General features: G+C 34.8%; 8 protein-coding genes. All 8 read right to left on the minus strand.

Annotated elements, in window-relative coordinates; genetic code table 11:
- Positions 1-7: 7 nt before the first annotated feature.
- The gene (nuoF, locus tag AC6QZF_RS00370) at positions 8-1,843 is read right to left on the minus strand and encodes an NADH-quinone oxidoreductase subunit NuoF (protein WP_499797938.1); all 1,836 of its coding nucleotides are present in this window, start codon (positions 1,841-1,843) and stop codon (positions 8-10) included.
- 750 nt (positions 1,844-2,593) lie between these two features.
- Positions 2,594-3,247 carry an RNA polymerase sigma factor gene (locus tag AC6QZF_RS00375; RefSeq protein WP_499797899.1) on the minus strand — a complete coding sequence of 218 codons (654 nt, stop codon included), beginning with the start codon at positions 3,245-3,247 and terminating at the stop codon, positions 2,594-2,596.
- A gap of 134 nt (positions 3,248-3,381) precedes the next feature.
- Positions 3,382-5,031: a urocanate hydratase gene (hutU, locus tag AC6QZF_RS00380; RefSeq protein WP_499797900.1), complete on the minus strand. Its 1,650-nt coding sequence runs from the start codon at positions 5,029-5,031 to the stop codon at positions 3,382-3,384.
- A gap of 9 nt (positions 5,032-5,040) precedes the next feature.
- Complete coding sequence (locus AC6QZF_RS00385) at positions 5,041-5,403, minus strand: DUF971 domain-containing protein (protein WP_499797901.1); 363 nt, start codon at positions 5,401-5,403, stop codon at positions 5,041-5,043.
- Between the two features lie 404 nt (positions 5,404-5,807).
- On the minus strand, positions 5,808-8,630 hold the full coding sequence (gene ppdK / locus AC6QZF_RS00390; RefSeq protein WP_499797902.1) for a pyruvate, phosphate dikinase: 2,823 nt from the start codon (positions 8,628-8,630) through the stop codon (positions 5,808-5,810).
- An 88-nt stretch (positions 8,631-8,718) separates the two neighbouring features.
- The gene (locus tag AC6QZF_RS00395) at positions 8,719-11,115 is read right to left on the minus strand and encodes a penicillin acylase family protein (protein WP_499797903.1); all 2,397 of its coding nucleotides are present in this window, start codon (positions 11,113-11,115) and stop codon (positions 8,719-8,721) included.
- A gap of 131 nt (positions 11,116-11,246) precedes the next feature.
- Positions 11,247-12,233 carry an NAD-dependent epimerase/dehydratase family protein gene (locus AC6QZF_RS00400; RefSeq protein WP_499797904.1) on the minus strand — a complete coding sequence of 329 codons (987 nt, stop codon included), beginning with the start codon at positions 12,231-12,233 and terminating at the stop codon, positions 11,247-11,249.
- A gap of 156 nt (positions 12,234-12,389) precedes the next feature.
- Positions 12,390-14,249, minus strand: coding sequence for an oligoendopeptidase F (gene pepF, locus AC6QZF_RS00405; RefSeq protein WP_499797905.1), 1,860 nt, complete (start codon positions 14,247-14,249; stop codon positions 12,390-12,392).
- Between the last annotated feature and the right edge of the window lies 1 nt (position 14,250).

A 14,250-nucleotide genomic window follows, 5' to 3' on the forward strand; every position in this document is an offset into this window, starting at 1 on the left:
TTCCTCCTTAAATTTTCTCTATTGCATCAAACTTACAAGCATTGTAGCATTCACCGCACTTAATACAATGCTCTTGCATAATTTCGTGTGGTTTTTTAGCAAATCCACGAATACAAGAAACAGGGCAACGCCTTGCACAAAGAGTACATCCAGTACATTTTTCAGGAATAATTTTGTATGTAATAAGTTTAGAACATCTTTGAGTAGGGCAGCGTTTTTCTTTGATATGAATTTCGAATTCTTCTCTAAAATGCTCTAACGCTGAAAGAACTGGATTTGGAGCAGACATACCTAACCCACAGAGAGAAGATTTTTGAATCACTCGCCCAAGTCTTTCCAATTTATCTAAATCTTCCATTTCACCGTGCCCGGACGTAATTTTTTCAAGGATTTCGAGCATTCTGAAAGTACCTTCACGGCAAGGTAAGCATTTTCCACAGGACTCATCTTTTGTAAATTCAAGGAAGAATTTTGCGGTAGAAACAATACAGTCTGAATCATCAAGGACAATCATACCACCGGAACCCATCATTGAGCCAATACTTTTAAGAGTTTCATAATCAACAGGTGTGTCAATTTTACTCATTGGAATACAGCCACCAGATGGACCACCTGTTTGCACAGCTTTCAATTGACGACCATTTGGAATTCCGCCTCCAATGTCGAAAATAATTTCACGAAGCGTAGTTCCCATAGGAACTTCAATAAGGCCAGTATTTTTAACTTTGCCAGCAAGAGCAAAAACTTTTGTTCCTTTACTTCCTTCTGTACCAATACGGGAGAACCAATCAGCACCATACAACATAATAGCAGGAACATTAGCCCAGGTTTCTACATTATTGATGCAAGTAGGATGTCCCCATAAACCTTTGACTGACGGATAAGGCGGTCTAATTACGGGTTGCCCGCGTTTCCCTTCAATCGATTGCAATAGAGCAGTTTCTTCACCACAGACAAAAGCACCAGCACCTAATCTAATTTCAATATCAAAATCGAATCCAGAACCAAGAATATTTTTGCCAAGCAAATTCATTTTGTGGCATTTCCAGATAGCATTTTCTATACGTTGAATAGCAAGAGGATATTCAGCACGAATATATACATAGCCTTTTGTTGCACCAATAGCATAAGCGCCAATAATCATACCTTCAATAATAGAGAATGGATCGCCTTCGAGAGCACTTCTGTCCATAAATGCACCTGGATCGCCTTCGTCGGCATTGCAAACTACATATTTAATAGGGTCGGGATTCATTGTACGTGTATTACGCCATTTTATACCAGTTGGGAAGCCTCCTCCCCCACGACCTCTTAACCCAGACTTAATAATCTCATTGATTACAAATTCGGGGTCACTTTTATAAAGAACTCTTGCAAGCGCTTCAAAGCCTTGGGCGTGAATATAGTCAGTTAAGCTTTCGGGGTCAATAATCCCACAATTTCTTAAAGTAATTCTTGTTTGCTTATTAAAGAAAGAGACATCACCATAAAATTTGAAATAAACTTCTGTCAAATTATCTGTATGAACCATAAAATCACGGGCACGACCTTTTTCAACTACATGAATATCAATGATTTTGGATAATTCATCTTCGTTATGAAATTTATATATAACGTTTTCAGGAAATACCATCATAACGCCGTGATTAATTTCGCTTGGTTCTTCTGTACACAAGCCAATGCACCCCCCTTGTAGCACTTTTACTTCTGTTGGCGAAAGATTTTTTTCTTTGATAAGTCTGTTAAACACATCGATCCAAGACTTGTCATCAGTATTGCATCGACTCGATGAACAAATGGTAACAACGTGTTTGTAAAGTGTGTCTGTAGTTTTATCGAGCATAAATTTAGCAACAGGTTGCTGCCCAAGAACGTGTGTTTGGAAGATTTCTAGTACCTCTTCAACTTTCACCTGTGAATACTTTACAGGGAACTGTTTGGGAATAAACACACCAACGATTGGTTCTTGCGAACAGCGACCAGTACAACCAGTCTGCTTGACAACAATATCATCTCGACCAGAAGCTTTAATAAGCTTGATGAATTCGTCCCGAATAGCATCAGAGCCAGCAGCTTTTTCGCAAGTTGCTGAACCAACCTGAATAATGATTTTTCCAGTGTTATCAGCGTCGGTTGAAGCAAATTCGAGAGCTTTCTTTAGATTTTCGTAATTCTGAAGAACATTTGCCATATACTACCTTAATAAATTTATATTAAGTAACCTTCTAATCAATACAAAATAAAGAGATATTTAAGAATAAAACAAAGAAAAAATAAATTTAGACAAACCTAAACCTATAATTTATAAGTATTTATCATATTTATGAACTTTAAGTTAAAATAAAATGAATAATATATATATTAAAATGAAAAATATATGACAATAAAATTAATTGATATTTTTTTATCGTTACCAATTTATCCGTAAATTAGTTAATAATAATGCTGTACTTTTACATAAATACATTATTTATTAATGAATTAAATGATTTAACATCCAGAACTTCTCGGTAAATACTTATCAAAACAAATAAAAATCCCCAATATAGACAAATTCAATATTGGGGAAATGTACTATATATTATTGAATATTTTATGAATTATTTACAGATTTATACAAATCTTTAAGTTTTTTTCTTAAATGCAAAACAGCATATCTTTTACGCGCAAGCAATGTGTTGATATTTACACCTGTTTCTTCGGACATTTCTCTGAAAGATATTCCTTCGAATTCATTTTTCACAAAAACATCTTTTTGCTCGTCGGGAAGTTCGTTCAAACCTTCAAGAACTGCTTCCCAAATAGTTTTCCTAATCAAATCGCTTTCCGGGCTTGTAGATAAATCACCTAAAAAGTTTTCAAATGAATCCACACCTTCGTCGGCTTGACCTTGTGTTTGCATATCTGTAAAGGTTTCGGCTCTTTTTTTTCTGTAAGAATCAATAATACGATTACGAACAGCAGTAAACACCCACGAAGCAATATTTTCAATTGGCTTCTGAACGTTTGCTGAAGCTGCCAAAACGTTAGTAAAAACGTCCTGCAAAATATCTTCCGCTTCTTCTTGGCTACGAACTCTTTGGCGAATGAAGCCTAAGAACTTTTTTCTATCAGTTTTAAAAAGTTGTTCGATTTGTTCCGTTAAATTTGAACTTGTGTTTGCAACTTCATTACCATTTTTTACATCCTCCGAATGGCTCCCATTCGCTGTTATTTGTAACGTATCTATTTTCTTTTTTCTTCCCACAACTATTACCTTCAAAGTTACAATAATGAAAGAATAAAATTATTTAGAATTGCACCTCCTTTTATTTCAATATACTAATATAAAACAAATAAGTTACATTTTTTTTATCGTAAATTTTTGAACAAACTTTAATATCATTTTAACATTGGGATTACAATATTATGTTTTTTTGCATTATCAATAGCACGCTCGTAACCGGCGTCAGAATGACGTAGAATACCCATTAATGGGTCGTAAGTAAGCACGCGGGATAGCCTCCCATCTGCTTCTTTGGTACCATCTGCAACCACAACCATTCCAGCGTGAAGCGAAAGTCCCATACCAACACCACCACCGTGATGTAAGGAGACCCAAGAAGCACCACCAATTGCATTTAAAGCAAAGTTTAGATAGACCCAATCAGCAATAGCATCTGAGCCATCTTTCATACTTTCTGTTTCACGATAAGGAGAAGCAACAGAACCGCAATCTAAATGGTCGCGACCAATTACTATTGGTGCGCTTACATCACCATTTTTAACCAGTTCGTTGAAAAGCAATCCAGCTTTCATTCTGTCACCATAGCCAAGCCAGCATATTCTTGCAGGCAAAGCCTGATAGCGAACCCGTTGTTGAGCATTTTTGATCCATCTATGCAAGGCAGTATCATTTGGGAATAAATCCATTATCGCTTCATCTGTTTTCTTAATATCGTTTGGATCTCCAGAAAGAGCAACCCAACGAAAAGGACCCTTGCCATCACAAAAGAGTGGACGAATATAAGCAGGAACAAATCCTGGAAAATCAAATGCATTTTGAACATTCCCATAATCTTTTGCAATACCGCGAATATTATTGCCATAATCAAAAACTATTGAACCGTGTTTTTGGAATTCAAGCATTGTCTGAACGTGAATTGCAATTGATTTATAGGCTTCTTCTAAATACTTTTGCGGATTTGATTTTCTTAATTCATCAGCCTGCTGCTTCGAATATCCAGCAGGATAGTAACCGTTGAGCGGGTCGTGAGCAGCTGTCTGGTCTGTTACAACATCAGGAATAATTCCGCGACGTAATATTTCGGGAAGAATTTCAGCAGTGTTACCAATTAATCCGATTGAAATTGCTTTTTTTTCTTTTTTATATTGCTCAACAAGTTCAAGAGCTTTGTCCAGGTTTTCTACTTTTATGTCACAATAACCATCGTGAATTCTTTTATCGACGCGAGATTCATCAATTTCAACTGTTATTGAAACTGCGCCAGCAAAAGTAGCAGCAAGAGGTTGAGCTCCTCCCATTCCTCCCATTCCACCGGTAAGCAAGAAACGACCGGCTAAATCACCACCAAAGTGCTGACGGGCACATTCTGCAAATGTTTCGTAAGTACCCTGCAAAATACCTTGGGTTCCAATGTATATCCAGCTTCCAGCAGTCATTTGTCCGTACATTATCAAACCAAGCTCATCAAGCCTACGAAATTCGTCCCAATTAGCCCATTTGGGAACAAGATTAGAATTCGCAATAATTACTTTTGGTGCAGATGCGTAAGTTTTAGCAATACCAACTGGTTTCCCTGATTGAACAAGCAAAGTTTCATCTTCATTCAAGTTTTTTAAGCAATCGACTATTGCATCGAAGCACTCCCAGTTGCGAGCAGCCTTGCCGTAACCACCGTAAACAATTAATTCAGATGGTTTTTCAGCATTTTCCGGGTCTAAATTATGATGTATCATTCTATATGCGGCTTCAATTTGCCAGTTTTTACAAGTTAGTTGAGTTCCTTTGGGGACTTTTACTGTTCTCATAACACTCCTTTAATTATTTTTCGATTGATTATTAATTTTTATTATTTTATCAACTTCTTCATCAGTAAGTTTATAATTTTCAAATAAATTACGTAAAAAATCGAATGGATAAATTCCGGTGTCATGCCCATCTTCCCATATTGGATTAATCGCATAGTTGCCAACAACATTTATCTTTTTTATAATGAATTTTCCTGGTTTGAAAGTATTCAAATTAATAAATCCAGTTTGGCTTTTATTTTTCTGGCAATCTGCACAAGGACAATTATTACGTAAAATTTCGAGTTTGGTAACTGACCTAAAACCGTCACTCCAATGAGTTTCAATGAGGTTCTTATAAGGAAATGCTATTTTTTTTAAAAAAATTGCCATTTCAAAACAATTTACGCTTGAACAATTTTCAAAATTAATAAAAAAATTTGAATAGAAAAGTGCAAGAATAGTATTTATAATAATTTTAAATCAGTTCAACATTCATTCAAAAAAAAATTGAATTTGAGTATAATAAAAAAGTGAATATCTCAAAATAGAGAAAATTGTATAATTTTAATGATTGTTCAGGATAATAAATTATCTTGTTTACATTATATATTTTAAGAACGTGCTTTTGCAAAATCCGAGAAAAGAGAGAAGACATTGCTTTTCAGACAGCACTTTAATAATGGTGATTATATGTAAATGGAATTTTTAAAATAAAAACCTTCGAAAGGTTGCGCAACCTTTCGAAGGTTATGAAACAGCAAGTTAAACTTTATTCACAATAATATTGCAAATTCTCACTTCTTTTCTTTTTTCTCTTTCTTTTTATCAGATTTTTTTTCTTCTTTCTTAACTTTTTTCTCAACTTTTTTAGCTAATTCTTCACGAATTGCGGCACGAGCAGCGGCTAAACGAGCGATAGGAACTCTGAACGGTGAACAAGAAACATAATTCAAGCCAATTTCGTGGCAGAATTCCACAGACGCAGGATCTCCACCGTGTTCGCCGCATATACCGAGCTTAATATTTGGTCGAGCTAAGCGTCCTTCTAAAACTGCGTGTCTCATTAAGAAACCAACACCTTCGCGGTCTATTGAAACGAATGGATCAACTGCATAAATCTCACGATTAACATATTCAGGCAAGAATCTTCCAGAATCATCACGGCTCAAACCAAGTGTAGTTTGTGTTAAGTCGTTTGTTCCAAATGAAAAGAATTCTGCAACTTCAGCAATTTGTTTTGCAGTAATTGCACCTCTTGGTACTTCAATCATTGTGCCGACTAAATATTCAAACTGAACGCCTGTTTCTTCCATTACTTTATTTGCAACACTACGAACGATTTCTTCCTGATGTTTCAATTCTTTAACATTTCCAACAAGTGGGATCATCACTTCTGGAAGAACTTTCTTACCGCGCTTCATAACATTGACAGTTGCTTCAAAAATAGCGCGTGCTTGCATTTCAGTAATTTCTGGATAGATCAGACCAAGACGACAGCCTCTAAAGCCAAGCATTGGGTTGAACTCGTGAAGTGCCTCAACTCTTTCTTTTACTTTCTTATAATCAATTCCCATTTCTTTGGCAACTTGTTTTTGTCCAGCTTCGTCGTGTGGCAAGAATTCGTGAAGTGGTGGGTCAATTGTACGAATAGTAACTGGACGACCGTCCATCACTTCAAATATTCCTTCGAAATCTGCTCTTTGGAATGGCAGAAGCTTTGCCAAAGCTTTTTTGCGGTCTTCAACATTATCAGCTAAAATCATTTCTCTCATCGGACCAATTTTACCTTCACCGAAAAACATATGTTCGGTACGACACAAGCCAATACCTTCGGCACCAAATGCAACTGCGTTGGCAGCCTGATCAGGCTGGTCTGCGTTAGTACGCACATTCAGATGACGGTATTCATCAGCCCAATTCATTATTTGTTCGTAAATTTTATAAGTAGGTGCATCTTGTGGATTCAAAGTCTTTTGCAATAAAACTTCAATAACTTCACTTGGTTTTGTTTCAACTTTGCCGGCTATAACTTCACCAGTTGAGCCATCTATAGAAATCCAATCACCTTCTTTCAAAACAACATCAGACCCTTCTACTTTCAAGGTACGTGCTTTATAATCAATTACTAAGCTCCCACAGCCAGCAACACATACTTTGCCCATTTGTCTTGCAACAAGTGCAGCGTGAGAAGTCATACCACCACGAGCAGTGAGAATACCTTCTGCAGCATTCATTCCTGCAATATCTTCTGGTGAAGTTTCAATACGGACTAAAATAACTTTTTCACCTTTTTTTGCTTCTGCAACAGCATCTTCTGCATTAAATACAATTTTACCAGTTGCAGCACCAGGTCCGGCATTAAGTCCTTTTGTTAACAAGCGGTTTTCTTGAAGTGCTTTTTTCTTTTCGTTAAGATCAAATACAGGTCTAAGCAATTGGTTAAGTTGGTCGGGTTCTATTCTCATTAATGCTTCTTTTGGCTTAATGAGTTTTTCATTAACCATATCAACCGCTATTTTCATAGCAGCCATAGCTGTGCGCTTCCCAACGCGACATTGCAACATATAGAGCTTTTTATTCTGAATTGTAAACTCAATATCGAGCATATCGCGGTAGTGCTTCTCTAAAATTTTTCGAATCTTTTCAAGTTGATTATATGAGGCGGGATCAATTTCTTTTAATAATTCAATCTTGTGTGGAGTACGAATACCTGCTACAACGTCTTCACCCTGAGCATTCATTAAAAATTCACCATAGAAATAATTTTCACCAGTTGCAGCATCACGAGTGAATGCAACGCCAGTACCAGAATCTTCACCCATATTACCAAAGACCATTGCCTGAACATTTACAGCAGTTCCCCAAGATTCCGGGATATTATTAAGTTTGCGATAAACAATAGCTCTTGGGTTCATCCAAGAATTGAAAACAGCGCCGATTGCACCCCAAAGTTGTTCTTTTGGGTCCTCTGGGAAATCTTTACCGGTACGTTGCTTAATTGCTTGCTTAAATTCTGAAACTAATTCTTTCAAATCTTCTGCTGTAAGTTCAACATCAAGTTTTACTCCACGAGTGTGTTTTTTTCTTTCCAAAATCACTTCAAATGGGTCTTCTTCATCTTTGCTTTCTGGTTTCATCTCAAGAACAACATCGCCATACATCGCAACAAAACGGCGATATGAATCATAGGCAAAACGAGGATTGCCGGAACGTTCTATTAATCCTTGAACAGTAACATCATTTAAGCCTAAATTGAGAATTGTATCCATCATCCCTGGCATTGATGCACGAGCACCCGAACGAACGGAAACTAATAAAGGATTTTTTGGGTCTGCAAATTTTGCACCCATTTCCTTCTCTAATTTTTCTATGGCTTCTTCAACCTGCTTGTATAATTCTTTAGGATAAGTTTTGTCATTTTGATAGTAATATGTACATACTTCGGTAGTAATAGTAAAACCAGCTGGAACAGGCAACCCCATATTTACCATTTCAGCAAGATTTGCACCTTTACCACCAAGAAGTTCTTTCATATTTGCATCGCCTTCGGCTTTGCCACCACCAAAATAATATACATATTTTGGAGCTTTAGTTTTTGATTTTTTTTCTTTCGACATTCTTATACCTCACATTTATAAAATGAAATAATGAAATTTCTAATGAATACAAAAATAACAAATCGAAAATAATATTTTTTTATTTTATTCAATTTTCAGATAATATTGGTTCAATTACAATTGATAGATTTAAATCATTTGAATAAAAATTATTGAAATAATATTTAATGTATCCACCATTTAACCAAATTTGAACCAAATTGGAATAATTTGGGCTAAGCGGATCGCCACTTACGCCACCTGGTAGTGAAAAATAGATAATATCATCTCCCATATCTGCAATAAAACGCACAGATGAGGCAATTACTGTCTCATAATTACTGCATATTCTATATTCTGTATTATTGATTGTTGTGCTATTCCCACCGATTGGAAATGGCCCAACTGTTACTACTGAACCAACAAAATCAACTTCTGAAAGTTTGTGTTTGAGATTAATTGAATGAAGTTTTCCCCATTTCCAGCTTTTATAATTTGCGCTATTGAATGTTTCTTTAGTTTTTTTTACTGCCTCTTTGAAACTCTTCACAATTTGATAATCACGTCTTTCAACATTTGAAGTATTTACATTATCAAAAAGTTTATTAAAATTGTCAGCGGTTATTTCCATTAGTTTTCTAAGAGGAATACCACTAAGCAAAAGATATTTTCTAAAATATCCTTCACCAAGATCATCAAAAAAAGTATTATATAAGTAACGCTCAATAAAAAGATTATAAATAGTAGATTCGAAACTTTCTGAATTCAAGACGAAATCCCATTTTTTGAAATAGTTAAAAATATTAGATTCATTGGAATCCAACAAATTATTATATTTTTCAAGTACAGGGATAACATACATAAACATTTGTTTTGCATACATCGAATAATAATCAATTTGCATATATTGGGCATCTCTTACAGTGTATTCATCACTAATCAACAATAATTCTTCAATTCTTTCAATTCGTGAAGAAGGTTCCCAAAACGAAGTAATATGATAAGGAATTCCGTCGTCAGTTTTGTTGTTGGCTGATGCAACGAAACGTTTTTGAGGATTATATAGCTTACCGAAAACACCTCCCTTAGCAATTCCCAACCAACCAGTTTTATTTTCAAAAGCGTTATTTGGGAAATTGGGATTGCAATTAACATCACGTATTGGAATAAATCCACTTGGAGCAATACCAATATTACCTTGCTTATCAGCATATGTGAAATTCAGAGCTGGTGTGCTCCATAAATTTAATGCTTCGGTGAATTGTTGCCAATTCTTTGCTTTATTTATATTGTACATATTAATAAAATCATCATTCGCGACATTACCAATCCAACGAAATGTCAAATGAAATTTATTAAGATATTTATTTTGAGATTTATTTTCATCATAAAAAATATGCGAATCAGATATAATTTGACCTCTTTCGGTGTATTTTTTGTAATAAACATAGTTTTCTTTGCCCCGAATATTAATAGTATCCAAAACGTAAGTAATTTCTTTTTTTATAGAATCATTTGCGTAATAGAATTTCCCAGAATCATCTACTTTCTCAACAAAAAAATCTACATCGTCGAGCATTACATTAGTAATTCCCCAAGCAATATTATCGTTACGCCCTATTATCACCAATGGTATTCCAGGTATAGAAAAGCCAAAAACATTCAATTCGTCAGATTTAATATGCATTGGCAGCCATCTTGCAGGCAACCCGATTGGCAGATGAGTGTCGTTTGCTAATATTGCAGGTGTTTTATGATTAAAACTTTTATTTCTTGCCCAGGAATTACTTCCAATGGACATTCCCCACATCCCCAAAAAATCTCTTGTTTCGGAAATAACGTTAAATATCGACATTATCTCTTTACTTTGAGCATTATCATATCTAATATGAGAAGAATAATTTATGTTGGAACTATCACTCTTTGTTGTATCAATAGAAATTTGAGGAATTGAATAGTTCCTTATTTTAACTATTTCATCAAGAACAAATGGACTATTAGAAGGATAGGAGGGAATTAGTTTTTTTGCTTTTTCGTATCCGAATGAATTAGTCATTTCTCCAAATGCGACGTCGTAGTAAAAACCGAGACTTAATTCAAATGCCATCATTTTGCTAATGATTATGCAATCATCAATTGTCCATTTTTCTGGTTCATAAGAAAGGAGCCCGAATTCAAAGCTTAATCTATTTTTATTTTCTTGAATGTAAAAATTTATTCCATTTGAATAAGAAGTGAGTATTTCTAAAGATTTTCGAGTTAGAACATCTTTAGTTTCTCTAATTGTGCTTTCTAAGTTGAGAGAACGAAGAAATACATCATATTTCAATGTTTTTTCACCAAAAATTTCAGACAATTTCCCTTTCCCTGCACGACGCGCTAAATCCATTTGCCATAGCCTTTCTTTTGCGTGAAAATAACCAACCGCAAAGAACAAATCGTTATCGCTGTGAGCCTTTATACATGGAATGCCATAATTATTAGCGTAGATTTTTACAGTATCCATTAATTGAATAGTTTTTGTAAATTGTAGTTTTTGATTAATAGAGATATTTTTAAGATTAACTAAAAAACTAATAAATGAAAAAGCAAGAATTATTAAGCAAAAAGCAATTATAATTATTTTGTAAGTATTCTTCATAACCATTTATTTTGTTTGTACCAATCTATTGTATTTTTCATTCCATCTTCAATTGACATTAGTTGCTTGTAGCCAAAATCACGTTTTGCTTTTGCTGTGGAACAAATCCAGAAATCTTGAATAAAATCAATACCTTTTTCGTAATTGAATACAGGTGGTTTTTCTGAGAATTTTCCTAAAAACTCTGAAATACCTGCAACAGTTAGAACAACCCAATGTGGAAGTCTTAATTTTAAGACAAACTTTTTACCCATCTCTTCAGCAATCAGATTTATTAATTGCTTCCATGTGTAAAATTCATCGCTTGACACAAAATATATTTCATTAGAAGTATTATCGCTTTCTGCTGCTTCGATAATTCCGCGTGAGAGATCTTCGGAGTGGATTAAACTTATATATTTATCGCGAAATCCGACCATTGCACCCAGCCCCATTTTGACAGTGCGAAATACGTCGTATATCGCTGTGTCGCGTGGTCCATAAACAGCAGGAGCACGGACAATAGTAAAAGGTATTTTCCCCGAATAGGAAAAGACAACTTCTTCCGCTGCTTTCTTACTTTTACCATAAGAAGTGATAGGGTGACAATGGGTAGTCTCGTCAACTGGTTCATTCAATGATTTCGCTGGTCCAGTAACTGTTTGACTACTAACCAAAAGAAATCTTTTTATCTTAGGAGCATATTTTTCGGTTACATTGAGTAAATTTGCAGTGGCATCCCTATTACCACGCAAAAATTCTTCATAATTGCGGGCAAAAGTAAGCCCTGCAACATGATAAATATAATCTACACCTTCTACTGCCTTCACTAAGCTATCTTGATTATCTAAGTTTGCTTCAACAATTTCAAAGTTTTTACCTTTCAACCAACGTAAGTTGCTAGATTTGCGAGCTATACAACGGACTTCATATCCTTTTTGAAGAAGCTTATCAGCTACGTGACTACCAATAAAACCAGTAGCACCAGTAACCAATACTTTCATTTTTTTCTCATATTGTATTCATTACCTGCTGCAATTTATCAAAACAATTTGAGATTTTTTATTAATAAATGATTGCCAAATTATTGTTATCCGCAAAAAATTAAAAGAGACAGGTCGTATAACAACCTGTCCCCCCATATTTAGCTTTTAAATTATTTAGCTTTTAAGAAGCATTTCAAGCTCATTCAAATATTTATTCATTTTTTCCAATGTTTTATTTACTGGTTCTGGGGTTGTCATATCGACACCGGCACGTTTCAGCACGTCAATTCCATACATAGAGCTTCCCGAGGATAGGAATTCGAGGTATTTATCTATAGCTGGTTTCCCTTGCTTTTTAATATTTTCAGCAAAAGTTTGGGCTGCTGCAAAGCCGGTAGCATATTGAAAAACATAGAAATTATATTTAGTCAAATGATGTATTCTTGCCCAGGAAATATATTCTTCTTCATCGGTTACCATTGAAGGTCCCCAATATTGCTGATATAAATCACCAAATACTTTTGATAAATCATCAGCAGTCATAATTTCGCCTTTAAGAGCTCTTTCGTGAGTGATTTTTTCAAATTCAGCAAATTGAGTTTGTCTAAAAAATGTTTGTTGAATATTAAGCAAGAACTTTTCTATAAGAGCAGCTTTTTCTTCTTTTGTTTTAGCATTTTCTAAAAGATAATCAAGCAGAAGCGCTTCGTTAGTTGTCGAAGCAACTTCAGCAACAAAAATTGAGTAATTTGCATAATGATACGGTTGTTTAAGCTCTGTAAAGTATGAATGCATATTGTGCCCTAATTCGTGGGCTAATGTGAATACATCATCTAATGTATTATTCCAGTTAAGTAAAATGTAAGGATGGACACCACATCCACAACCATTTGAATATGCACCACTTCTTTTACCTTTTGTTTCGTAAACGTCAATCCAGCGATTATCGAAACTCATTTTAAGCACTTTCTGATACTCTTCGCCTAATGGCGCAAGTGCTTTCAAAATAATTTCCTTCGCTTCATCGAAAGTATATTCTTTTGTCAATGATGGAAATAACGAAGCATAAGTATCATAAGGGTGAAGTTCGTCAATTTTCATAACCTTTTTCTTGATTTCACCCCAGCGGTGCAATAGCTTAATATTATCATGAGTAGCTTTGATTAGATTTTCATAGACAGCAACAGGAACGTTATCGTCGAATAATGCGGCTTCAAGCGGTGAGGAAAAGTTTCTAATCTCAGCGTTAATTTTTCTTGTTTTCAGACGACCATTGTATAATGAAGCAAAAGTGCCAATCAATTGACGATATGGCTCATAATATGCTTTGTAAATACGTTTGCGATAGTCTCTATCGTTGGAATATAAAGCGGAACGAAATCTTCCGTGTGAGATTTGAATATCGTTACCTTTCGAATCTTTCACAGTAGGAAAGGGTAACTCAGCATCATTCAAAATTCCATAAGTTTCATTTGGAATACTCATTATCGGTGAAAGTTTAGCCAATAGTTCTTCTTCTTTTGCAGACAATGTGTGCTTTTTCATTCTCAACATATTGTCGAGAGTTTGGAAGTAAATTTGCAAGCCTTTTTCTTGTTTTATGTATTGTCTGATGGCCTCTTCGTTGGCTTCCATAACTTCTGGCATTAAAAATGACGAAGCAGCAGCAAAATTGCTATACAATTCCTGTGTTTTTTGATACATTGTTTGATATTTACCATTTGTAATATCCAAGTCTCTTGCCATCGAGCTATAAAAATAAAGTTTCGTAAGACGCTTTTCTAATAAATAATAATCATTGAAGGCATCTAATAAGTTCTTTGATGATTTGGTAACTTTTCCTTTGTGCTTAGAAATAATTGCAATGTCCTTCGATAATACTTGAAAATCTTTTTCCCAATCTGCATCGGTTTTGTAAATATGAGTTAAATCCCATTTGTATTTATCTGGGATTTCATCTCGCGTTGGTAATGTTTGAGCAGACATATTAGTTCCCAAAGTTAGTGCAATAATGAAAAAAATAGTATTCTTCATA

Origin of the sequence: Eximiradius sp., assembly GCA_937127445.1 — a bacterium.
In the GTDB taxonomy this organism is placed as follows: domain Bacteria; phylum Bacteroidota; class Ignavibacteria; order Kapaibacteriales; family UBA2268; genus JAKIZO01.